Origin of the sequence: Mesorhizobium sp. WSM4976 (assembly GCF_029625685.1) — a bacterium.
GTDB lineage: Bacteria > Pseudomonadota > Alphaproteobacteria > Rhizobiales > Rhizobiaceae > Mesorhizobium.
In genome coordinates, this window is the sequence record NZ_JARTVT010000023.1 from 106,520 (window position 1) to 128,273 (window position 21,754).

A 21,754-nucleotide genomic window follows, 5' to 3' on the forward strand; every position below is an offset into this window, starting at 1 on the left:
GTTCAGGCGTCCCGGCTGAGGCCGATCCGGTAGCTCAGGACGCGCCGGGCGCCCGGCTCAATCAGCATGACACCAGGCTTGTCGGCGAACTCGCCATCGAAATCGGCGGGACTGGCAATACCGTGCCAGGGCTCGATGCACAGGAACGGCGCGCCGCCCGGCTTGGACCAGATGCCCAGCTCGTTGAAGCCTTGCCACGACATCTCGATCGCCGGGCCGCGGCCGGCGGTGTAGCGCACGCTGGTGCTGGCCGGCTTGTCGAGGATGACGGCGTCGTCGACGAACAATCTTTCGGACAGCGGCAGCGTCTTTCCCTCGATGGGCGTCGGTAGCGGGTCCGGCAGCAGCAGGCCATCCTTCAGCCGGCGGATCGGCGCAGCTTCATCCTTGGCGAAGGTCAGCCGATAGGCTTCCTTGGCCAGTTCCGGCAGCAGCGGCCAGTTGAACGCCGGATGCGCGCCGATCGAGGCCGGCAGCAACTCGTCGCCGGTGTTGGTGATCTCGAAGGTCACGCCGAGCTGCCGCGGCTTCAGCTCGTAGCCGATGGCGAGGCGAAAGGCGAAGGGGTAGTGCGTCCGGGTTTCGGCGTCATCCGACAGGACCAATTTGCAGGAGGTGGGTCTCTGCTCCTCCCAGGCAAAGCGCCGGTCGCGGGCAAAGCCATGCTGCGTCATCGGATAAGTTTGGCCGCGATGGCGCAGCTGATCGCCCTTCAGCCGGCCGACGGTCGGGAACAGGACCGGCGAATGGCGCCGCCAGGCGGCGCCCGCCTGCCACAGAAGCTCGGTGCCGTCGCCATCGCGCAGCGAGACCAGCTCGGCTCCCTGCCCGACGATGGTCGCCGAGATCCCGTCAGCGTGGAGCGTCACCTGTTCCATTGTGTCCTCTTGGCTGGCTGGTTTGACCGGCAGGCTAGCAAAAGGGCGCGCGTGAACTCAAGCACGGCAGGCAGATCCCACCTTGGTCGTGGACGCTTTGGGCGCAGTCGACAAAAATGGCCGGAGGTTTCCCTCCGGCCACGCCGAGGTCAGCAGTGTTGCCTGCCACGGCCCGGACTATTCGCGCTCGCCGGTGAAATTCAGCAGCAGCTGGAAGATGTTGATGAAGTTCAGATAGAGCGAGAAGGCGCCGAAGACGGCGAGCTTCTGCTGCGATTCGGCATCGAAATTCTCCGCATACTGCTCCTTGATGGTCTGCGTATCCCAGGCAGTGAGGCCGACGAAGACGGCGATGCCGATCACCGAGATGGCGAATTGCAGCGCGGTCGAGCCGAGGAACAGATTGACCAGGCTGGCGATCACCACGCCGATCAGGCCCATGATCAGGAAGGACGAGAACTGCGTCAGGTCGCGCCTGGTCGTGTAGCCGTAAAGGCTGGTGGCGCCGAACATCGTTGCGGCGATGAAGAAGGTGCGCGCGATGCTCGTCGAGGTGAAGACCAGGAACACCGAGGCGAGCGACAGGCCCATGACGGCGCAGAAGGCCCAGAACATCGTCTGCGCGCTCGCGGCCGACATGGTCTGCATCTTGAACGAGAAGAGCATGACGAAGGCGAGCGGCGCCAGCATCACCACCCATTTCAGCGGGCTGGAGAAGATTGGCACGTAGAGCGCCGGCGTTGAGGCCACGAAGAAGGCGACGAGGCCGGTGACGACGAGGCCGAGGCCCATATAGTTGTAGACGCGCAGCATGTGCTTGCGCAGGCCCTCGTCATAGACGGCTCCGGCCTGGACGCCCGTGCCCATTCGGTATCCCAAATTGGGGCTGTTCATCAGGTTCTCCTTGGTTCTCAGTAGAGGGTTCTGGCTAGTTTTTCGGCGGCACGGTCGAGGCTGCCGGCGTCGCCGCGCCCGACCACCGCATAGGCGACCTCGCCGATCTGGAAATAGGCGGTTGAGATGTCGTCTGCGGGCGCGACCGTCGGCTTCACGACGTCGAACGTGCCCGGTCTGATCGCGAACAACGAGACGAGGCCGAGGTCTCTGGTCTGGACCGCCATCTCAACGCTCGGCCCGAATTGCGATGGATAGACCTGGACGTCGCGGATCTTCCAGTCGTCGGGCAGCGACGGCATGACGATTGCGGTGGCGGCGCGGATCTCGTCGGCATCATAGCCGGGCGCTTCCCGCTGTGACGACATCGTCTCGCGCGTCAAGGTCGTCCGGTGCGCCCTGACCGCGTCCTCGACATAGGCCGGCGGCTGTGTCGAGGCGACCACCTTGGTCACCGCGATCGGTCCGAAAATGCCGTTGGCCAGCCAGCCCGCGGCGACCAGCACGGCCGCGGCTGCGGCGCGCTGCAGCACGGCAAGCATACGCCCCCTGGCAAGCGCCCTTTCCAGCCGCCGCGCTGCTTCGGTCGTGGCCGGACGCGCCGTGCCGACGGGTCCGGCAAGCGCGACGCGCAGTTCGTCGCGCGTCCTCAGGTCCGACATCACACGCGCCGCCGCTTCCGGGCGCGCGGCGAGGTGCGCCTCGACCTCGATGCGGCGGGCGACATCCAGTTGATCGTCGACATAGGCGTCGAGATCGGCGTCGGTTACGGGGTCGACAATAACGGTCATTGATCGTCTCCCACGATCCTGAGATGGGGCCTGGCTTTCTGCGGCGCGCGCTCCTCCATCTCGCGCAGCGCGGCGCGCGCACGGCCGATGCGCGACATCAGCGTGCCGAGCGGCACGCCGATGACCTCGGCGGCCTGCTGATAGGAAAGCCCCTCGATGGCGACGAGATGGAGCGCCGAGCGCTGTTCCTCGGGGAGCGAAAGAAACGCCTCCCGGACCTGCGACAGGCGCACGGAATGATCCTGCGAGGCAGGCACGCTCTGGTCGGCGACAATGCCGGCCTGTTCGATGCGCGCTGCCTCGGAACGGCGCGAGCGCATGCGGTCGATGAACATGTTGTGCACGATCGCCAGCAGCCAGGCGCGCAAATTGCCGTCCGAGCGAAAGGTCGCGCGCCGCTCATAGGCGCGCACCAGCGCGTCATGAACGAGATCCTCAGCATCAGTGCCGTCGCGCGTCAGCGAGCGCGCGTAACGCCGCAGCGACCCCAGCTGCCCGACGGTATCGAAGCGTGCCATCGACCGTTTCATGCCCTGTTTACGGAGCATGTAGGGAATTTAATCCCTTGCCCGGCATTTTCTTTATGCATCGCCGGGGCGCTGAGGAAACCGCTGGCGTGGCGGGATCGATTTGCGTATCAATCCGCCGCCACTGCAGCCCGCGCCCGCCGACAAGATCCTTGCCCTGATCGGCCTCTATCGCAACGATCCACGTCCGGGCAAAGTCGACCTCGGCGTCGGCGTCTACAAGGACATCGACGGCAAGACGCCGGTGATGCGCGCCGTGCGCGAGGCAGAGAAGCGGCTGCTGGCCAGCCAGGACACCAAGACCTATCTCGGCCTTGCCGGCGACACCGGCTTCAATGCCGCCATGATAAAGCTCGCCTTTGGCGAGAAGGCCGACCATTCGCGCATCCGCGCAGCTCAGGCCCCGGGGGGATCCGGCGCGCTCAGGCTGGTGGCCGAGCTTCTGCAGCGCACGCGGCCCGGCGCGACGGTCTGGCTGTCCGATCCGACCTGGCCGAACCATCTGCCGGTGATGCGTGCCGCCGGTCTGCAAGTTCGCGATTATCCCTATTTCGACGCTGCTTCGGGCGCTGTGCGCTTCGACGAGATGCTGGCAACGCTCAGGGCGGCCAGTAGCGGCGACGTCGTGCTGCTGCATGGCTGCTGCCACAACCCGACCGGCGCCAATCTCGATCTCGATCAATGGGCGAAGGTCTCGGACGTTCTCCTGGAGCGCGGCCTGCTGCCTTTCGTCGACATCGCCTATCAGGGGTTTGGCGAGGGCCTCGACGCCGACGCCGCCGGTCTGCGTCTGCTGGCCGGCAAGGTGCCGGAGATGGTCGTCGCTTCAAGCTGCTCGAAGAACTTTGCCGTCTACCGCGACCGCGTGGGCGCCGCGATGATCATGGCCAAGGACGGCGCCCAGGCCGAGGTGGCGATGAGCCAGATGCTGGCAGCCGCGCGCGCGCTCTATTCGATGCCACCGGATCATGGCGCGGCCGCCGTGCGGATGGTGCTGGAGGATGCCAACCTCAGAAAGGACTGGGAGACGGAACTCGAGGAGATGCGGCTGCGCATGCTGAGGCTCCGCGTCGCCTTCGCCGAAGCATTGCGCCGGCAGTCCAACTCCGACCGCTTCGATTTCGTCGCCAGCCATCGCGGCATGTTTTCCCGCCTCGGGCTGACCGAGGCGCAGGTCGAACGCCTGCGCACCGAGCACGCCGTCTACATGGTCGGTGACAGCCGCATCAACGTTGCCGGTCTGCCTGAAGACGGATTGGACAGTCTTGCCAAGGCGATCGTCTCGGTGCTCGACTGAAGGCCTGCGACAGCTGTGGACAAGTCACGCCGGCGAGCCGCTGAGATGGCCGGATTGTGGGCTGAGCGCTAGGCTTGAGGCTATGAAACCCTCGAAAGACATTTCCCGGCTGATCGAGATCATGGCGGCGCTGCGCGTGCCCAAGACCGGCTGTCCGTGGGATGTCGAGCAGAACTTTTCGACCATCGCGCCCTACACGATCGAGGAGGCCTATGAAGTGGCTGACGCGATCGCGCGTGGCGATTTCGACGATTTGCGCGAGGAGCTGGGCGACCTGCTTTTGCAGGTCGTCTACCATGCGCAGATGGCCGAGGAAATCGGCGAGTTCGCTTTCGGCGATGTCGTCGAGGCCATCACCACCAAGATGATCCGCCGCCATCCGCACGTCTTCGGCGACGAGAAGGCGCGCAGCGCCGGCATGGCCAAGGGCATGTGGGAAAAGATCAAAGCTGAGGAGAAGGCTGAAAAGCGCAGTGCCCGCGTCGCGCGTGGGCTCGATCCGGAAGATCACGGCAAAGGCTATCTCGACAGCGTGCCGGTCGCGCTCCCTGCCCTGACGCGCGCGCTGAAGCTGCAGGAGAAAGCCGCGCGCGTCGGCTTCGACTGGAGCGAGGCAGCCCCCATCCTCGACAAAATCGAGGAGGAGATCGGTGAATTGCGCGAGGCGCTTGCCGGGGGCGATACCGGACCGATCAAGGACGAGTTCGGCGACATGCTGTTTGCCCTCGTCAATCTCGGCCGCCACCTCAAGCTCGACTCGGAAGCAGCACTCAGCGGCACCAATGAAAAGTTCCGCTCGCGCTTCCACTATGTCGAGCAGGCCTTGGCGGCTTCGGACAGTTCGCTGGAGAAGGCGACGCTCGAAGAGATGGAAGCACTCTGGCAGCAGGCCAAGGGCGCCAAGTAATCAGCCGGTTAGCCGCCGTTCTTGCGATGCAGGCGGCTTTCGATCTCCTGCCGGGCGCTGTGCGTGGCCGTGAGCGAGAGGGTGACGCTGCCGTCCTCATTGTCGGTGCGCGAAACGATGTCGCCGTTGCGGTAGAGCCAGTCGACCTGGCCGAGCTGGGCCGGGCTCAACGTCACCGTCATCGTTTCCAGTTCGCCCGACACGCGCGTCTCGATGAGCGCCTTCAGCGTGTCGAGCCCCTCGCCGGTCACTGCCGAAATCGCGATCGGTGGAGACTTGCCGCTCGCGCCCTCCGCAAGCAGCCGCTCGCGATTGCCTTCGTCGAGCAGGTCGATCTTGTTCCAGACCTCGATCACGCGGTTGGTGTCGGCGGCGTCGACGCCGAGATCGGCAAGGATGCGTTCGACATCCTCAGCCTGGGCCGCCGTGTCCGGATCGGAGATGTCGCGCAGATGCAGCACCAGATCGGCCTCGACCACCTCTTCCAGCGTCGCCCGAAAGGCGGCCACAAGATGAGTTGGCAGGTCGGAGATGAAGCCGACCGTATCCGACAGGATGATCGGCGTGCCGTGCGGCAGCCGCACGCGCCGCAAGGTGGGATCGAGCGTCGCGAACAGCATGTCCTCTGCCAGCACCCCTGCCCCGGTCAGCCGGTTGAACAGCGTCGACTTGCCGGCATTGGTGTAGCCGACGATTGCCACGACCGGGAAAGGCACCTTCTTGCGCTTGGCCCGGTGGAGGTCGCGCGTGCGCCGCACCGTTTCAAGCTCGTGCTTCAGCTTGGTGATCTTGTCCTGCAGGATGCGGCGGTCGGATTCGATCTGGGTTTCGCCGGGACCGCCGAGGAAGCCGGCGCCGCCGCGCTGCCGCTCCAGGTGGGTCCAACTGCGCACCAGTCGGCCCTTCTGGTAATTGAGATGCGCAAGCTCGACCTGCAGCGTGCCTTCCTTGGTGCGCGCCCGCTCGCCGAAGATCTCAAGAATGAGCCCGGTGCGGTCGAGCACCTTGGCATTCAGTTCTTTTTCGAGGTTGCGCTGCTGCACCGGCGTCAGCGGATGGTCGACAATGACCAACTCCGCCTTGCGCTCCTTCACGATGTCGGCGAACTCGGCCACCTTGCCGCTGCCGAGCAGCGTCGCCGGCCGCGGATCGGCGACCGTCACCACCGCGGTGTGGACCGGGTTGAGATCGATGGCACTGGCAAGCCCGACCGCCTCGTCATGGCGGGCATCCGCCGAGCGGGTCAGACGTGGACGGCTGGTTTCCTCGTCGCCGCGCGGCTGGCGGGTAAGCACCGGCACAATGACTACAGCCCGAGTCGGATCCTTGGCTTCCGGCCCGAGTTGATGTCCTTGTTTTCCGCGAACGCTGCGGTCCGCGTCCTTATCACGTGCCAATCAGACGCCCTGGCTTTCCTCGCCATCGAACATCTGAACCGGCTGGCTCGGCATGATCGTGGAAATGGCGTGCTTGTAGACGAGCTGGGAGTGCCCGTCACGCCGCAACAACACACAAAAATTGTCGAACGAAGTGACGACGCCGGTCAGCTTCACGCCGTTGATGAGGAAGATAGTAAGTGGATTTTTGCTCTTGCGAACTGAATTCAGGAACAGGTCCTGAAGGTTTTGCGATCGTTCCGCCATTGTTTTTGTCTTTCGCCGATCCCCTTCGGTCTGCGGGCCAGTGCGCCAAATTACGCGGCACCTGTCAAGCGCGCAAACCCCCTCTTGCCGTTTAAACGACAAGCAGAACGAGATAGTTGAGGTTCATTCCACCTTTGCGGTTATCAGGCTGGACTTTTTTCCGCAACGTCAAAAAAAGCCTGCCGCAACGAAAGTGTCATAGAACCAGGGTGGCCGTTTGCTATCGGCGCGCCGTCGATTTCGATTACCGGCATGGCGATTGTGGTCGCCGAACTGATGAACGCCTCCCTGGCCGCCTTGGCCTCAGTGACCGAAAAACCGCGCTCCTCGATCTTGAGGCCGAGCTTGGCGGCGACGTCGAAGAGCGTGGTGCGGGTGATGCCACGCAGGATGCCGTGCTCGGCCGGCCGGGTCACCAGAACGCCGTCCCGGGTGACGATCCAGGCGTTGGACGAACCACCTTCCTTGACATTGCCATCCGCGTCGACGAACCAGGCTTCCTGGGCGCCGGCTTCCTTGGCCTTCTGTTTGGCAAGCACATTGGGCAAAAGGCCCGTGCTCTTGATGTCGACCCGGTCCCAGCGATTCTCGGGCACGGTGATGACCTTGATGCCGGTCTCCACCCGCTTCGCATTTGCCGCCGGATCGGCTTTCCTGGCGGTTATGACCAGGGAAGATTTCGTCCCCGTCGGCGGAAAAACGAAGTCACGGCTGGCGACGCCGCGTGTCACCTGCACATAGACGAGGCCGTTGACCACGCCATTGCGGTTGACCACCTCGCGCAGCAGCATCGGCAGGACGCCTTCCGAGACCGGCCAGGCGATCGACAGTTCCTTCAGCGAGCGCTTGAGCCGCGCAAGGTGGCGCTGCATGTCGACGATATGGCCACGGGCCACCTCGCAGACCTCATAGACGCCGTCGGCGAACTGGTAGCCGCGATCCTCAATGTGCACGCTGGCTTGGGCGTGGACGACATAGCGCCCGTTGACATAGGCAATGCGCGGCATGGGCATCCTCAGGGAAAAACGTCCGGACTTCTTAGGCGATTCCGCCGCTGTCGTAACAGACAATCGGCTGAGCCACGCCGGTCCTACACCCCCAGCGACTTCAGCTTGCGATGCAGGGCCGACCTTTCCATGCCGATGAACTCGGCCGTCTTCGAGATGTTGCCGCCGAAGCGGTTGATCTGGGCGATCAGATAGTCCTTCTCGAACTGCTCGCGTGCCTCGCGCAACGGCAGCGCCATGATGTGCTGGTCCGACTGGTTGGGTGTGCGTGGCATCACGTCGCCGATCTCGGAGGGCAGAAGGTCGGCGGTGATCGGCGCATCGGCCTCTTCGCCGCGCGCCAGAATCATCAGCCGTTCGACATTGTTGCGCAGCTGGCGAACGTTGCCCGGCCAGTTATGCGCCTGCAGCACGGCCAGCGCGTCGTCGCCGATGCGGCGCGGCTTGATGCCGGCCTGGCGCGCGATCTGCTTCATGAAATTGTCTACGAGATAGGGAATGTCCTCGCGCCGCTCGGCCAGCCCCGGCACAATGACCGGAACCACCGCCAGTCGGTGATAGAGGTCCTCGCGGAAGCGACCGTCTGCGATCATCGCCTCGAGGTTTTGCGAGGTGGACGAGATGATGCGGACATCGACCTTGACGCGCTTGGTGCCGCCTACCCGCTCGAATTGCTGCTCGACCAACACGCGCAGGATCTTGTTTTGCGTTTCGCGCGGCATGTCGGCGACTTCGTCGATATAAAGGATGCCGCGATGCGCCTCCTCCAGCGCGCCGACCTTGCGTTCCGTACCGTTCGATTCGGTGCCGAACAGCTCGATCTCCATGCGCTCGGGCGTGATGGTGGCCGCGCTCAGCGTGACGAACGGACCAGTCTTGCGCGACGACAGCGCATGGATGGCGCGCGCGGTCAGTTCCTTGCCGGAGCCTGAGGGACCAACGATCATGACACGGCTGTTGGTGGGCGCGACGCGCTCGATAGTCTGCCGCAGTTGGCTCATGGCCGACGACATGCCGATCAGGTCGAAGGTCTCGCCGCTGCGCTGCTTGAGGTCGGAGACCTCGCGCCGCAGCTTGGACGTCTCCAGGGCGCGTTCGGCGATCAGGATGAGGCGATCGGCCTTGAACGGCTTCTCAATGAAGTCATAGGCGCCGCGCCGGATGGCCGACACCGCCGTTTCGATGTTGCCGTGGCCGGAAATCATCACCACCGGCATGCTGGGGTGCATGGTCTTGATCTCGTCAAGCAGAGCCAAGCCGTCGAGGCGCGAGCCCTGCAGCCAGATGTCGAGGAAAATCAGCCGCGGCGCGCGATCGGCGATCGCCGCCAGCGCGCTGTCGGCGTCATACGCCGTACGGGTTTCATGACCCTCGTCGCTCAGGATACCGGCGACAAGTTCGCGGATGTCTTCCTCGTCATCGACGATAAGAATGTCAGACGCCATTACCGACCTTTTCAGTTTCTCGTTGGTGTTCGTTTCGACCTTCACCGCGTGGCGGCGCGGCGACGACCGTTGCCGGAGGCAGGATGATCGAGATCATCGCGCCCCGGCCACCATGGAAATCCGCTGGCGCGTCGTGCAATTCGAGACGGCCGCCATGGTCTTCCACGATCTTCTTGACGATAGCGAGGCCAAGCCCAGTGCCCTTCTCGCGCGTCGTCATATAGGGCTCGAGAAGCCTTTGGCGATTCTCGCGCGGCAGCCCCTTGCCGTTGTCGATAACGTCGATTCGTATGGCGCCATCTTGGCGCCCGGCTTGAATCCGGATTGTGCCGTCCGAACGGTCCTCCGCATCAAGCCCGTCGATCGCCTCGGCGGCGTTCTTGATGACGTTGCCGAAGGCCTGCGCCATCAGGCGGCTGTCGAAAGTGCCCTTCAACGGCTCGCTGCCGAAATCGCGCTGGAAAGCGATGTCGGGACGGCTGACCTCGACCAGGAAGGAGGCCTCTCGCAGCGACTCACGCAGATCGATCGCCTTCATCTCCGGCTTCGGCATGCGAGCGAAGGCCGAGAATTCGTCGACCATGCGGCCGATGTCCTCGACCTGGCGGATGATGGTGTCGGTGCACTGGTCGAAGACCTCGCGATCCTCGGTGATGACCTTGCCGTAGCGGCGCCTGATGCGCTCGGCCGAGAGCTGGATCGGCGTCAGCGGATTCTTGATCTCATGCGCGATGCGCCGCGCCACATCCGCCCAGGCCGAAGAACGCTGCGCCTGGACGAGATCGGTGATGTCGTCGACCGTGACCACGTAGGACTTCTCTTCCTCGCCGTCGTCGCCGGACTCGACGGTAACCTGGACGTTGAAGGTGCGCTCCAGGCCGGTGCGAAAGAAGGTCACCTGCTCGCGGTAGACCGGCTTGCCTGACTGGCGTCCGATCTCGAAGACCCGGCCGACAAGGGGCAGGACTGCCGAAAGGTTCTGGCCGAGTGTTGCACTGGCCGAAATCGCCAGCATGGTTTCGGCCGAGCGATTGACGATGGTGATGATGCCGTAGGGATCGACGCCGATGACGCCGGCGGTGACGCCGGCCAGCACCGCCTCCGAGAAACGCCGGCGCTCGTCGATCAGATCCTTGGCCGAGAGGAGCTCGTTGCGCTGCGATTTGAGCTCGAGGATCATGTTGTTGAAGGTATCGCCGAGCGAGGCGACGTCGCCGTCGGACTGGCGCACGGGGACAGCGACGTCGAGATTGCCGGTGGCCACCTCGTCGGCAGCGCCGATCAGCTGGCGGATCGGCCGCACGATCCGATCGGCAACCGCGATGCCGGTCCAGATCGCCGACAGGATGATGATCAGCGTAAGCGACAGGTAAGGCAGCGCAAAGGCGACCTGCGAAGTCCGGCGGTTGTCCTCCAGGTTGCGGTATTCGTCTGTGTTGGCCTTGACGATCTGTCGCGCCTTGATGACGTCGGGATCGACCAGCCGAATAGTATAGAGGTAAAGCCCCTCGATCTCGCGCAGCTTGATGATGGCGCCCATGATGTTGCGGGTGCGCGGTTCTATCAGAACCGGCTTGCCGTCGGACGCGGTGTCGACGGCGCCCGACGGCGGCTCGGGCATGGGGAAATCAGCATCGGTCTTGGCGTTCATGACGAACGAGCCGTCGGGCTTGATCAGGGCCGCATGCGCCAGTCCGCGTCCAACGGCTTCCTTGTTCAACAGATCGAGGAACCCGCCCCGGTCGAGGCCGTAGAGCGTGCGCGAAGCATCGAGATCGTAAGCCATCGACAATGTCGTGCCCTGCAGGTTGCGCGCGTTCTCCTGCACATAGGCGTCGGCAATCGACAGCGACGAGTTGACGATCGTCTTGGTGCGGATCTCGAACCAGCGGTCGAGGCCGATGTCGAGCGTGATCGAGGCGATGATCGCCACCATGATGGCCGGGATGGCGGCAACCAGCGCGAACATCGCGACGATGCGCACATGCAGCCGCGAGGCGGCCCTGCCGTGGCGCCGCGCCAGGACGATGCGGCGCACCTCGCGGGCAATCAGCGCGATGAGGAACAGGACAAAGACGGCGTTGGCCGCGACCAGGGCCCAGGTCGTGTCGGCGGTCGGCGCGATCGGCGTGGCCCCGACCAGGATGGCAAACGAGATCGCCGCCGTGATCACCGCGCCGGCGATGGCGACTACGCCGGGCAGCGCCAGCAGCCGTCGGCCGTCACGCGTGCCGGCCTGACTGAAAAGCGGTTGGTTCAGGGTCGGAGCCTCAGCTGCCATGTCGCGGTACAGAGTCGGTCATTGCGTCGGATGTATGCAACGCATTGTGGCGATTATGCAACAAGTGTGGCCGAGGACGAAATCTTTCCCCCGTCAATTCGCCAATTACCGCGAGCGCGAGGCGGCTCTATGGCTGCCTGGACGACTTGTATACGTTGACGCCAAGCTCGCGGATCTTCTTGCGCAGCGTGTTGCGGTTGAGCCCCAAAAGCTCCGCAGCCTTGATCTGGTTGCCGCGCGTAGCCGTCATCGAAGCCAGCACCAGCGGATATTCGACCTCGGCAAGAATGCGTTGGTAAAGGCCCGACGGAGGCAATTCGCCGGCGAAGGAGGCGAAATAGCGCTGCAGGAAATGCTCGACCGCCTGGCCGATCGACAGATCGTCGGGAATGAGCGCGCCGCCGTCCGGCACGACCGGCCTTTCGCCGGTCTTGAGCTCGGACTCGATGATCTCCGACGAAATCTCGTCCTGCGAGTAGAGGGCGGCCAGCCGACGCACCAGGTTTTCCAGCTCGCGCACATTGCCCGGCCAGGGATATCGCTTCATGAGCTCGATGCCGCCGGACGAAATGCGCTTGGTCTGCAGGCCCTCGCTGGCGCCTTGCTTGAAGAAGTGCCGCACCAGGTCGGGAATATCCTCCGAACGCTCGCGCAGCGCCGGCAGCCTCAGCGGCACGACATTGAGGCGATAGAACAGGTCCTCGCGGAAGAGGCCCTGGTTGATCAGCGTGCGCAGGTCCTTGTTGGTGGCCGCGACGATGCGCACGTCGGTCTTGATCGGCGTGCGACCGCCGACCGTCGTGTATTCGCCCTGCTGCAGGACGCGCAGCAGCCGGGTCTGCGCCTCCATCGGCATGTCGCCGATCTCGTCGAGGAACAGCGTGCCGCCCTCCGCCTGCTCGAAGCGGCCGCTGGAACGGTTCTGCGCGCCGGTGAAAGCGCCTTTCTCGTGGCCGAAGAGTTCCGATTCGATGAGATCGCGCGGGATCGCCGCCATGTTGATGGCCACGAACGGACCGCCGCGGCGGCGGCCATATTCATGCAGCGCGCGCGCCACCAGCTCCTTGCCGGTACCGGATTCGCCGCTGATCATGACCGTGAGGTCGGTCTGCATCATGCGCGCCAGCATGCGGTAGATGTCCTGCATGGCGGCGGAGCGGCCGACCAGCGGCATCGTTTCCGGCTGGTCTTCGGCGCGGGCGTCGAGCTTCGGCCGCTTCGGCTCGGACAGCGCCCGGTTGACGATGTTGAGCAGCTCGGTGAGGTCGAACGGCTTCGGCAGATATTCGTAGGCGCCGGTCTCGGAGGCGCGAATCGCGGTCATGAACGTGTTCTGCGCGCTCATGACGATGACCGGCAGCTCGGGCCGCGCCTTCTTAATGCGCGGCAGCATGTCGAAGGCGTTCTCGTCGGGCATCACCACGTCGGTGATGACCAGATCGCCCTCGCCAGCCGCCACCCAGCGCCACAGGGTTGAGGCGTTCGAGGTGACGCGCACCTCGTGGCCGACGCGTGACAGCGCCTGGTTGAGCACGGTGCGGATGGCCGCATCGTCGTCCGCGACCAGAATATTGCCGCGAGCGCTCATTTGCGGTCTCCTTCAGCTTCGTCGCCCGAGCCCTGCGATGTCTCTTTCCAGGCCGGCATAAGGACGCGAAAAGTGGTGCCGCGGGCGGTCGAATCGCATTCGATGATGCCGCCATGCTCACCGACGATCTTGGCGACCAAGGCCAGCCCGAGGCCGGACCCGTTCGGCTTGGTGGTGATGAACGGATCGAACAGGATCGGCAGGATGTCTTCCGATACGCCGGGGCCATTGTCATGCACGCAGAATTCCAGCGGCAGCGAGACGCGGTCCTGCGTGCCGGGCACCGAGACGCGAATGCCCGGACGAAAGGCCGTCGAGAGCACGATCTCGCCCTGCGGGTCGGCGCCGATCGCCTCGGCGGCGTTCTTGACCAGATTGAGGAAGACCTGGATCAGCTGGTCACGGTTGGCGAAGACCGGAGGCAATGATGGATCATATTCCTCCAAGATCTTGATCCGCCTGGCAAAACCGTTCTTGGCAATCGCCTTCACATGATCCAGAACGACGTGGATGTTGACTGGGTAGCGCTCGATCGGCCGCTCGTCGGAAAACACTTCCATGCGGTCGACCAGCGAGACGATGCGGTCAGTCTCGTCGGTGATCAAGCGGGTCAGCGCGCGATCCTCGTCTGAAGCCGACAATTCGAGCAGCTGCGCCGCGCCCCTGATGCCTGAGAGCGGGTTCTTGATTTCATGCGCCAGCATCGCGGCAAGGCCGGTGACGGAGCGCGCAGCGCCCCGATGCGTCATCTGGCGGTCGATCTTGTCGGCCATCGACCGTTCCTGGAACATGACGACGACCGAGCCCGGAAACTCCGGCACCGGTGCTACATAGAGATCGACCATCTTCTCGATGCCGAGGCGCGGCGACGACACGTCGACGCGGTATTCGTTGACCGGCGCGCGCCGCTCACGCACCTGGTCGACGAGCGTCAGCAGCGGGCTGCCGAAGGGCACCAGCTTGGAGAGCGTGTTGCGAGCAAGCATATTCGCGCTCGAGCGAAAGAAATCCTCGGCGTCGGCATTGGCGAAAGTGATGAAGCCGTCGGGGTCGACCATGATCACCGGGCGGCGGATGGTGTTGAGCACGATGTTGGCGGCGTCCGCCATGTCAGTCGGCTGTGGGACGTCCGCCTTCATGCCGCGCTCCTCAGGCCGGTCGACTGCGCGCCGTCGACAAACGCGCGGCGCAATTCGGCAATGACTTCGCCCGGCGCGAAGGATGTGAGAATGCGTTTCCGCTGCTCGGCAGAAGCTTCGGGAGCATGGCGATCGAGATACCAGCCGAGATGCTTGCGCGCCTGGCGCAGCCCGCTTTCGATGCCGTAGAGCGCGAGCATGTCGTCGTAATGCGACACGACGTAATCGGTCAGCTCTTGCGGCGTGAATGGAATGCCTTGTGCTTTTGCACCAGCCGCGGCTGTCGCAATGCTGCCCGCGGCCCATGGCGCGCCATAGTGCGCGCGACCGATCATCACGGCGTCGGCGCCGGACTGTTCGAGGATTGTCGCCGCTTCCTCCGGCGAGCCGACATCCCCGTTCGCCACCACGGGAATTGACACGGCGTCCTTGACGCGGGCGATGGCGCGCCAATCGGCTTTGCCCTGGTAGAACTGACAGCGCGTGCGGCCATGCACGGTCACCATCCTGACGCCGACCTGTTCGGCACGGCGCGCCAGCATTGGGGCGTTGAGCGCGCTTTCGTCCCAGCCGAGCCGCATCTTGACCGTCACCGGCATCGAAACGGCGCCGACCACCGCCTCGATCAGCGACAGGGCGTGGTCGAGGTCCCGCATCAGCGCCGAACCGGCATAGCCGCCGGTCACCTTCTTTGCCGGGCAGCCCATGTTGATGTCGATGATATCAGCGCCCTCGCCCGCCGCGATTCGCGCGCCCTCACCCATATGGACGGCCTCGCGGCCGGCCAGCTGAACCATATGTACGGGCAGGCCGGAATGACGTATACGCAGGTCGCAGCCGGCCCTGCCCTTAGCCAGTTCGCCGCTTGCCACCATTTCCGATACGACCAGGCCCGCGCCATGCGCGTGGGCGCGCTGCCGGAACGGCTCGTCGGTGATGCCGGACATCGGCGCGAGGAAAACGCGGTTGCGAATTTTCACTCCGCCGATGTCGAGTGGCGACGCCAATGTGGTCGGTTCAGCCATGCACAAAAACCAAGCATTTTCGATCGTTGCACATTCTCTAGCCAGAAGCGCGGCGTTGTGCAACGCGCAATGACGTCACATTAAGGCGCATTTTGGAAAATGCTGGCCTTCGGCCATCACCCCGACTAGAGCATGATGCCGAAAAGTGTGACCGGTTTTCGGCCGACATCATGCTCTACTTCTTTGATTTAGAGACGGATTCAGATTTCAGGTCGAATCGACCTGAAATCATCCGGCTCTAGGACCGATCGGAATGAGCGAGGCAAGCGGAAAGCAAGCGTCTTCAGGCGGCGGGATCGGGGTGGTGATTGTTGCCGCCGGCCGAGGCGCGCGCGCCGGACAGGCCGACGGTCCGAAGCAGTATCAGCGCATCGGCGGCCGTGCCGTTATCGCCCATACTCTGGATATCTTTCTCTCCCATCCGTTGATCGGCCCGGTTGTTGTCGCCATCCACGCTGACGATGCCGAGCTTTTGCAACGCGCCGCAGGGGCGCACGCCGAACGTCTCATCACTGTTATCGGCGGCCCGTCGCGCCAGGCCTCCGTCCGGCTCGGCCTCCTTGCGCTGAGGGACCAGGCACCTGAAAAGGTGCTTGTGCATGACGCCGTACGCCCGTTCGTCGATGCCGGGCTGATCGATCGGACCATCGAGGCCATCGGCGAGCGCCACGGCGCCCTGCCCGCCCTTCCCGTTGCCGATACGCTGAAACGGGAATCGGCCACAGGCATGATCGACGAGACGGTGTCGAGGGCCGGCCTTCATGCGGCGCAGACGCCGCAGGGTTTTCCGTTCTGGCCGCTGCTTGCGGCGCATGAGAAGGCGCATCATCTCGGCAAGACGGAATTCACGGACGACGCGGCGATCGCCGAATGGGCACAGATACCGGTCAGGATCGTTCCGGGTTCGCCGGACAACGTCAAACTCACCTGGGCAAGGGACATCGCATTGGCCGACCAGCGGCTCTCGAGCGCGCAGCAGCGCTTCCCGGATATTCGCACCGGCAATGGCTACGACGTGCATGCGTTCGAGCCCGGCGACCATGTTACGCTCTGCGGCGTTGCCATTCCCTATGAACGAAAACTCTCCGGCCACTCAGACGCCGATGTCGGGCTGCACGCGCTGACAGATGCGCTGCTCGCCACCTGCGGCGCCGGGGACATCGGCACGCATTTCCCGCCCTCGGACCCGCAATGGAAGGGTGCTGCCTCGAAGATCTTCGTCGAGCACGCGGCAAAGCTGGTGCGCGAGCGCGGCGGCCGCATCGCCAACGCCGACATCACGCTGATCTGCGAGGCGCCGCGCGTCGGGCCGCATCGCGCGGCGATGACGGAGGCGCTTTCCGCCATGCTGGGTATTGCGCCCGAGCGCATTTCGATCAAGGCCACGACCAATGAGAAGCTCGGCTTTGTCGGGCGCGGCGAGGGCATCGCCGCGATCGCCACGGCCAGCGTCGTCTATCCGGGAGAGGTGCCGGTATGAGCAACGCCGAGCTGGCTATCGCTTTGCTTCAGGCCTGCCAGCAGCGCGGTATCATGCTGGCGACGGCCGAAAGCTGCACCGGCGGCCTGATCATCGCCGCACTGACCGACATCGCCGGCTCCTCCGTCGTGGTCGATCGTGGCTTCATCACCTATTCCAACGAAGCCAAGATGGAGATGCTCGGCGTATCCGCCGCCACGCTCGACGCGCATGGCGCGGTCTCGCGCGAGACAGTGCTGGAGATGGCCGCGGGCGCGTTAGCGCACTCGCAAGCAAGCCTCTCGCTCGCCGTCACCGGCATCGCCGGTCCGAGCGGCGGCTCGGCGGACAAGCCGGTCGGCCTTGTCTGGTTCGGGATTGCATTGGCCGGACTGCCTGTCGTCGCCGAACGGCAATTGTTCGGTCAAAAGGGCCGCGAATTCATCCGGCACGAGACGGTGCGGCACGCGCTGCAACTCGGCTTGGGTGCGCTTGGAGAGCGTTAGGCCGGCTTTGCGCCGTAGATGACGTCGGCGCGCTTCTCGAAGGCTTCCGAGAACATGCGGAAGGCGCGGTCAAACATCGTGCCCATCAGCGCGCCGAGAATGCGGCTCTTGAATTCGTAGTCGATGAAGAAATGCACCTCGCAACCGCCGTCGGCGGGATCGAAGCGCCAGATGTTGCTGAGATATTTGAACGGGCCGTCGATGTATTTGACGTCGATGGCGTTCTCGTCGGACTTGAGCAGCACCTGTGTCGTGAAGGTCTCGCGTATCGCCTTGTAGCCGATGCTCATGTCAGCGACCAGGATGGTGCGGCCGTCGCGCTCCTTGCGCGAGCGCACGGTGAGCGATTCACAGAGCGGCAAGAATTGCGGGTAGGCTTCGATGTCCGCCACCAGCGCGAACATCTCCTGCGGCGTATGCGCGACGCGGCGTGTCGCCTCGAATTTCGGCATTGAAGATCAGCTGGCCTTCGCGAGCTGCGCCTCGCGCGCTGCGCGCAGCCTGGCGAAATCCTCGCCGGCGTGGTGGGAGGAGCGTGTCAGCGGGCTCGACGCCATCAGCAGAAAACCCTTTGTCTTGCCGATCGTCTCGTACGACTTGAACTCGTCCGGCGGGATGAAGCGGATCACCGGATGGTGCTTCTTCGACGGCTGCAGGTACTGGCCGATAGTCATGAAGTCGACATTGGCCGACCGCAGATCGTCCATCAATTGCAGCACTTCGTTCCGCTCCTCGCCGAGACCGACCATGATGCCCGATTTGGTGAAGATTGACGCGTCGATCTCTTTCACGCGCTGCAGCAGCCGGATCGAGTGGAAGTAACGTGCGCCGGGCCGAACCGTCAGGTAGTTCGACGGCACGGTTTCGAGATTGTGGTTGAAGACGTCGGGCTTAGCGGCAACGACGATCTCCAGCGCGCCATCCTTGCGCAGGAAGTCGGGCGTCAGGATTTCGATTGTCGTCGAAGGGGCTTCCGCGCGGATTGCACGGATGACGTCGGCGAAATGCTGCGCGCCGCCATCGGCCAAATCGTCGCGGTCGACTGAGGTGATGACGACGTGGCTCAGCCCCATCTGCTTGACCGCATGCGCGACGCGGGCCGGCTCATCTGGATCAAGCGCGGTCGGGATGCCCGTGGCGACATTGCAAAAGGCGCAGGCGCGCGTGCAGATCTCACCCATGATCATGAAGGTGGCGTGCCTCTTGTCCCAGCATTCGCCGATGTTCGGGCAGCCGGCTTCCTCGCACACCGTCACCAGCTTGTTCGATTTCACGATCTCGCGCGTCTCGGAATAGGCTCTGGAGACCGGCGCCTTGACTCGGATCCAGTCGGGCTTGCGCAATACTTCCTGGTCGGGCCGGTGCGCCTTCTCAGGATGCCGCGGGCGCGGCTGGTTGGCGATCGTGTCTACGACTGTGACCATCTCAAACCCTTCGCGGCCGCGATTTAGCTAGCCGCCTGTCTGTCGTCATCTAGGACTTTTCGCGGCAAAGAAAAAGGCCGGGGCAGCGCATGCCGCCACGGCCATTTTCGCATAGCGGCGGCTTTTGCTCAGCGGCGAACGAGCCGCCCCACGAAGATCAGCAGGCAGGCGCCGATGAAGCCGGTGATCAGATAGGCGACCCAGCCGACGCCGAACGACTGGATGTTGAGGGCCTGCAGGATCGCGTTCAGCACGATCGCGCCAACGATGCCCATGATGATGTTCATGAAGATGCCGGTGTTGCTCTTCATGACCATCTCGGCGAACCAGCCCGCCAGGCCGCCGACGATGATGGCTGCGATCCAGCCGACGCCATTGATATGCATGTGCCAATTCCTCCTCGATCAGGTGAAAATGCATCCGGATACGAACTGCCTTGCCGTCAGATTTCTCCGGCTGCCGCGTGTGAGTCTCACCCGACCAACTTAGCACGGATTGGCCGTCTATTACCGATAGGCGATCCATCACCGATTGGTGACCCGTTATCGGTTGGTCACTTGTCACGCGTTCAAAGCGCGGCCATAGGCGTCGAGCACGCTCTCCTTCATCATCTCCGACAGCGTCGGATGCGGGAAGATGGTGTGCATCAGCTCTTCCTCGGTGGTCTCCAGGTTCATTGCCACGACAAAACCCTGGATGAGCTCGGTCACCTCGGCGCCCACCATATGCGCGCCGAGAAGCTGCCCGGTCTTCTTGTCGAAGATGGTCTTGACGAAGCCCTGGTCCTCGCCGAGCGCGATAGCCTTGCCGTTGGCGCTGAAGGGGAAGCGGCCGACGCGGATGTCCTTGCCTTCGGCTTTGGCTTTGGCTTCGGTCAGACCGACCGAGGCGACCTGCGGACTGCAATAGGTGCAGCCGGGGATCTTCAGCTTGTCGATGGCGTGCACGCCCGGGAAATTGGCTATCTTCTCGATGCAGACGACGCCCTCATGCTCGGCCTTGTGGGCAAGCATAGGCGGGCCGGCGACGTCGCCGATGGCGTAGATGCCCGGCACATTGGTCTTGCCGTAGCCGTCGACGACGACGCAGCCGCGGTCGGTCTTCACGCCGAGCGCCTCAAGGCCAAGGTTTTCGATGTTGCCCTGCACGCCGACGGCCGAAATCATGCGATCGGCGGTGATCTTCTCGACCTTGCCGTCCTTCATCTCGACATGCGCGGTAACTGAGTTGGCGCCCATTTCGACCTTGGTCACCTTGGCTTCGAGGATGATCTTCATCCCCTGCTTCTCGAACTGCTTCTGCGCGAATTTCGACACCTCGACGTCCTCGACCGGCATGACCTGAGGCAGCAGCTCGACCACCGTCACGCCCGCGCCCATGGTGCGGTAGAAGGAGGCGAACTCGATGCCGATGGCGCCGGAGCCCATCACCAGCAGCGACTTCGGCATTTCCTTCGGCACCATCGCCTCGAAATAGGTCCAGATCAGCTTGCCGTCCGGCTCGATGCCGGGCAACGCGCGCGGCCGGGCGCCGGTCGCGAGAATAATGTGCTTCGCCGTGTAGGTGCCCTCGCCCTTGACGCCTTTCGGCACCGGCGGCTGCGGCTCCATCGCCTTCTTGGCCATCTTCGAAACGACGACCTCACCGGACTTGGAAAGCTTGGCCTCGCCCCAGATGACATCGACTTTGTTCTTCTTCATCAAAAAGCCGACGCCGGTGTTCAGCCTGAGCGACACTTTTCGCGAGCGGTCGACGACGGCGGCCGTGTCGGGGCTGACCTTGCCGCCTTCGAGCTTCAGGCCATAGTCCTTGAGGTGATCCGAATAATGCATGATCTCGGCTGAGCGCAGCAGTGCCTTGGTCGGTATGCAGCCCCAGTTGAGGCAGATGCCGCCCAGATGCTCGCGCTCGACGATCGCCGTCTTGAAGCCAAGCTGGGCGGAGCGCACCGCCGTGACATAGCCGCCGGGGCCCGAGCCGATGATGATGACGTCGTAGGATTCAGCCACGGGGTTTTCTCCCTGATCTTTCTGAAGGTTAGAGTGAGAGCATCACGCGCACGAGCGGCGCCAGCGCCGTGCCGATGTTGCGTGTGTTCTCGCCATCGAGATGGACGCCGTCCAGCGGCGTCGTGACGGCCACCGTGCCGGCATCGAAAAAGCCGCAGCCGACCTCGTCGGCAAGCAGCGAATATTGCGGCGCCAGACGCTTGGAGGCGTCGTCGCCGCCGGCGAACATTTCCTTGAATTCGGCATTGTCGGTGCGCGTAACCGCCGGCGGCGCGACGATGAGGATCTGCGGCGCGGGCCAATCGAATGGATAGTCATGGCCGCGCACGATGTCGATCAGGCGCTGGATGCCCTGCTTGGCGGCCACCGGATTGCCATGGATCCAGGGCTTCATGTCGTTCGCACCAAGCATGATGATGATCAAGTCGAGAGGCGCATGGCTGGTCAGGATCGTCGGCAGCACACGCGCGCCATTGCGGTCCGCGCCGGCCAGATGGTCGTCGAAGGCCGTGGTGCGGCCATTGAGGCCTTCGGCGATGACCTGGATATCGTCGCCGAGCTCAGCCCGAAGCACGCTTGGCCAGCGATCCTCGAGCGCATGGCGCCCGAGGCTGGCGGCGTCATAGCCCCAGGTGAGAGAATCGCCGTAGCAGAGAATCGTCTTCATGCCTTTGCCCACACCCCCGCCGTCAACTGTCGACCAGGCCGCCAGCGCGCGATCCGCCCGACGGCAAGAACAAGGCGAAAAGGCCGGTGAAGAATTTCCGCACCGCCTTTTTCCGTCCTACACCAGCATGCCCATCGGGTTTTCGATCATGCGCTTGAAGGCGCCGAGCAGTTCGGCGCCGAGCGCGCCGTCGACCGCGCGGTGATCGGTCGAGAGCGTGACCGACATCACCGTGGCAATCTTGATCTCGCCCTTCTTCACCACCGC

Annotated in this window: 22 protein-coding genes; 4 read left to right on the forward strand and 18 right to left on the reverse strand. The window is 64.0% G+C overall.

Annotated elements, in window-relative coordinates; all coding sequences use genetic code 11:
- Positions 1–2 precede the first annotated feature (2 nt).
- The 4 genes from P9272_RS25760 to P9272_RS25775 form a co-directional block, all read right to left on the reverse strand.
- Positions 3–878, reverse strand: coding sequence for an aldose 1-epimerase family protein (locus P9272_RS25760; protein WP_278162726.1), 876 nt, complete (start codon positions 876–878; stop codon positions 3–5).
- Positions 879–1,055: 177 nt separating this feature from the next.
- On the reverse strand, positions 1,056–1,772 hold the full coding sequence (locus P9272_RS25765; RefSeq protein WP_127306914.1) for a Bax inhibitor-1/YccA family protein: 717 nt from the start codon (positions 1,770–1,772) through the stop codon (positions 1,056–1,058).
- Between the two features lie 17 nt (positions 1,773–1,789).
- Entirely contained in the window at positions 1,790–2,563 is a 774-nt protein-coding gene (locus P9272_RS25770) for an anti-sigma factor (protein ID WP_128260116.1), read from the reverse strand.
- Positions 2,560–3,081 carry a sigma-70 family RNA polymerase sigma factor gene (locus tag P9272_RS25775; protein ID WP_278162727.1) on the reverse strand — a complete coding sequence of 174 codons (522 nt, stop codon included), beginning with the start codon at positions 3,079–3,081 and terminating at the stop codon, positions 2,560–2,562. Before P9272_RS25775 ends, P9272_RS25770 begins: the two co-directional genes overlap by 4 nt.
- Before the next feature lie 118 nt (positions 3,082–3,199).
- Between P9272_RS25775 and P9272_RS25780 the strand changes: the two genes are divergently transcribed.
- Both P9272_RS25780 and mazG read left to right on the forward strand, forming a co-directional pair.
- A complete protein-coding gene (locus P9272_RS25780; protein WP_278162739.1) occupies positions 3,200–4,387 on the forward strand; it encodes an amino acid aminotransferase in 1,188 nt (395 codons plus the stop codon).
- Positions 4,388–4,469: 82 nt separating this feature from the next.
- Entirely contained in the window at positions 4,470–5,294 is an 825-nt protein-coding gene (gene mazG, locus P9272_RS25785) for a nucleoside triphosphate pyrophosphohydrolase (protein WP_278162728.1), read from the forward strand.
- An 8-nt stretch (positions 5,295–5,302) separates the two neighbouring features.
- On the opposite strand, the gene hflX is transcribed toward mazG, so the two are convergent.
- The 8 genes from hflX to dusB form a co-directional block, all read right to left on the reverse strand.
- The gene (gene hflX, locus P9272_RS25790; RefSeq protein WP_128260112.1) at positions 5,303–6,691 is read right to left on the reverse strand and encodes a GTPase HflX; all 1,389 of its coding nucleotides are present in this window, start codon (positions 6,689–6,691) and stop codon (positions 5,303–5,305) included.
- Positions 6,692–6,937, reverse strand: a complete 246-nt coding sequence (hfq, locus tag P9272_RS25795; RefSeq protein ID WP_128260111.1) for an RNA chaperone Hfq — start codon at positions 6,935–6,937, stop codon at positions 6,692–6,694. It abuts the gene before it with no gap.
- Positions 6,938–7,080: 143 nt separating this feature from the next.
- Positions 7,081–7,944 carry a D-amino-acid transaminase gene (locus P9272_RS25800; RefSeq protein ID WP_128260110.1) on the reverse strand — a complete coding sequence of 288 codons (864 nt, stop codon included), beginning with the start codon at positions 7,942–7,944 and terminating at the stop codon, positions 7,081–7,083.
- 83 nt (positions 7,945–8,027) lie between these two features.
- On the reverse strand, positions 8,028–9,389 hold the full coding sequence (locus tag P9272_RS25805) for a sigma-54 dependent transcriptional regulator (protein ID WP_128260109.1): 1,362 nt from the start codon (positions 9,387–9,389) through the stop codon (positions 8,028–8,030).
- Positions 9,379–11,670: a PAS domain-containing sensor histidine kinase gene (locus tag P9272_RS25810; RefSeq protein WP_278162730.1), complete on the reverse strand. Its 2,292-nt coding sequence runs from the start codon at positions 11,668–11,670 to the stop codon at positions 9,379–9,381. Before P9272_RS25810 ends, P9272_RS25805 begins: the two co-directional genes overlap by 11 nt.
- A 127-nt stretch (positions 11,671–11,797) precedes the next feature.
- On the reverse strand, positions 11,798–13,258 hold the full coding sequence (gene ntrC, locus P9272_RS25815; RefSeq protein WP_128260107.1) for a nitrogen regulation protein NR(I): 1,461 nt from the start codon (positions 13,256–13,258) through the stop codon (positions 11,798–11,800).
- Positions 13,255–14,397 (reverse strand): nitrogen regulation protein NR(II), encoded by a 1,143-nt coding sequence (locus P9272_RS25820; protein ID WP_128260106.1) that lies wholly within the window; start codon positions 14,395–14,397, stop codon positions 13,255–13,257. The genes ntrC and P9272_RS25820 overlap by 4 nt, the downstream gene beginning before the upstream one ends.
- Complete coding sequence (dusB, locus tag P9272_RS25825; protein ID WP_278162731.1) at positions 14,394–15,422, reverse strand: tRNA dihydrouridine synthase DusB; 1,029 nt, start codon at positions 15,420–15,422, stop codon at positions 14,394–14,396. The genes P9272_RS25820 and dusB overlap by 4 nt, the downstream gene beginning before the upstream one ends.
- A gap of 253 nt (positions 15,423–15,675) precedes the next feature.
- On the opposite strand from dusB, the gene P9272_RS25830 reads away from it, so the two are divergent.
- Together P9272_RS25830 and P9272_RS25835 are read left to right on the forward strand one after the other, a co-directional pair.
- Positions 15,676–16,902 (forward strand): bifunctional 2-C-methyl-D-erythritol 4-phosphate cytidylyltransferase/2-C-methyl-D-erythritol 2,4-cyclodiphosphate synthase, encoded by a 1,227-nt coding sequence (locus P9272_RS25830; RefSeq protein WP_278162732.1) that lies wholly within the window; start codon positions 15,676–15,678, stop codon positions 16,900–16,902.
- Positions 16,899–17,387: a CinA family protein gene (locus P9272_RS25835; RefSeq protein ID WP_128260103.1), complete on the forward strand. Its 489-nt coding sequence runs from the start codon at positions 16,899–16,901 to the stop codon at positions 17,385–17,387. Before P9272_RS25830 ends, P9272_RS25835 begins: the two co-directional genes overlap by 4 nt.
- Here P9272_RS25835 and P9272_RS25840 read toward each other — a convergent pair.
- The 6 genes from P9272_RS25840 to P9272_RS25865 all read right to left on the reverse strand — a co-directional run.
- Positions 17,384–17,839 carry a type II toxin-antitoxin system RatA family toxin gene (locus P9272_RS25840; protein ID WP_278162733.1) on the reverse strand — a complete coding sequence of 152 codons (456 nt, stop codon included), beginning with the start codon at positions 17,837–17,839 and terminating at the stop codon, positions 17,384–17,386. The two genes, P9272_RS25835 and P9272_RS25840, sit on opposite strands and share 4 nt — an antisense overlap.
- A 6-nt stretch (positions 17,840–17,845) precedes the next feature.
- Positions 17,846–18,811 (reverse strand): lipoyl synthase, encoded by a 966-nt coding sequence (lipA, locus tag P9272_RS25845; RefSeq protein WP_278162734.1) that lies wholly within the window; start codon positions 18,809–18,811, stop codon positions 17,846–17,848.
- A 128-nt stretch (positions 18,812–18,939) separates the two neighbouring features.
- A complete protein-coding gene (locus P9272_RS25850) occupies positions 18,940–19,197 on the reverse strand; it encodes a GlsB/YeaQ/YmgE family stress response membrane protein (protein WP_128260101.1) in 258 nt (85 codons plus the stop codon).
- 174 nt (positions 19,198–19,371) lie between these two features.
- Positions 19,372–20,820: a dihydrolipoyl dehydrogenase gene (lpdA, locus tag P9272_RS25855; protein ID WP_278162735.1), complete on the reverse strand. Its 1,449-nt coding sequence runs from the start codon at positions 20,818–20,820 to the stop codon at positions 19,372–19,374.
- 28 nt (positions 20,821–20,848) lie between these two features.
- On the reverse strand, positions 20,849–21,487 hold the full coding sequence (locus P9272_RS25860; protein ID WP_278162736.1) for an SGNH/GDSL hydrolase family protein: 639 nt from the start codon (positions 21,485–21,487) through the stop codon (positions 20,849–20,851).
- A gap of 117 nt (positions 21,488–21,604) precedes the next feature.
- Positions 21,605–21,754, reverse strand: a 150-nt coding sequence (locus P9272_RS25865) for a 2-oxo acid dehydrogenase subunit E2 (protein ID WP_278162740.1), incomplete at its 5' end; no start/stop codon positions are given.

Coding starts and splice junctions, on each gene's coding strand:
- P9272_RS25830 (WP_278162732.1), top strand. CDS start 15,676: ATGAGCGAGGCAAGCGGAAAGCAAGCGTCTTCAGGCGGCGGGATCGGG.
- P9272_RS25805 (WP_128260109.1), bottom strand. CDS start 9,389: ATGGCGTCTGACATTCTTATCGTCGATGACGAGGAAGACATCCGCGAA.
- mazG (WP_278162728.1), top strand. CDS start 4,470: ATGAAACCCTCGAAAGACATTTCCCGGCTGATCGAGATCATGGCGGCG.
- P9272_RS25800 (WP_128260110.1), bottom strand. CDS start 7,944: ATGCCGCGCATTGCCTATGTCAACGGGCGCTATGTCGTCCACGCCCAA.
- hfq (WP_128260111.1), bottom strand. CDS start 6,937: ATGGCGGAACGATCGCAAAACCTTCAGGACCTGTTCCTGAATTCAGTT.
- P9272_RS25850 (WP_128260101.1), bottom strand. CDS start 19,197: ATGCATATCAATGGCGTCGGCTGGATCGCAGCCATCATCGTCGGCGGC.
- P9272_RS25770 (WP_128260116.1), bottom strand. CDS start 2,563: ATGACCGTTATTGTCGACCCCGTAACCGACGCCGATCTCGACGCCTAT.
- dusB (WP_278162731.1), bottom strand. CDS start 15,422: ATGGCTGAACCGACCACATTGGCGTCGCCACTCGACATCGGCGGAGTG.
- P9272_RS25775 (WP_278162727.1), bottom strand. CDS start 3,081: ATGGCACGCTTCGATACCGTCGGGCAGCTGGGGTCGCTGCGGCGTTAC.
- P9272_RS25835 (WP_128260103.1), top strand. CDS start 16,899: ATGAGCAACGCCGAGCTGGCTATCGCTTTGCTTCAGGCCTGCCAGCAG.
- P9272_RS25820 (WP_128260106.1), bottom strand. CDS start 14,397: ATGAAGGCGGACGTCCCACAGCCGACTGACATGGCGGACGCCGCCAAC.
- P9272_RS25860 (WP_278162736.1), bottom strand. CDS start 21,487: ATGAAGACGATTCTCTGCTACGGCGATTCTCTCACCTGGGGCTATGAC.
- P9272_RS25760 (WP_278162726.1), bottom strand. CDS start 878: ATGGAACAGGTGACGCTCCACGCTGACGGGATCTCGGCGACCATCGTC.
- P9272_RS25765 (WP_127306914.1), bottom strand. CDS start 1,772: ATGAACAGCCCCAATTTGGGATACCGAATGGGCACGGGCGTCCAGGCC.
- ntrC (WP_128260107.1), bottom strand. CDS start 13,258: ATGAGCGCTCGCGGCAATATTCTGGTCGCGGACGACGATGCGGCCATC.
- lipA (WP_278162734.1), bottom strand. CDS start 18,811: ATGGTCACAGTCGTAGACACGATCGCCAACCAGCCGCGCCCGCGGCAT.
- P9272_RS25810 (WP_278162730.1), bottom strand. CDS start 11,670: ATGGCAGCTGAGGCTCCGACCCTGAACCAACCGCTTTTCAGTCAGGCC.
- P9272_RS25840 (WP_278162733.1), bottom strand. CDS start 17,839: ATGCCGAAATTCGAGGCGACACGCCGCGTCGCGCATACGCCGCAGGAG.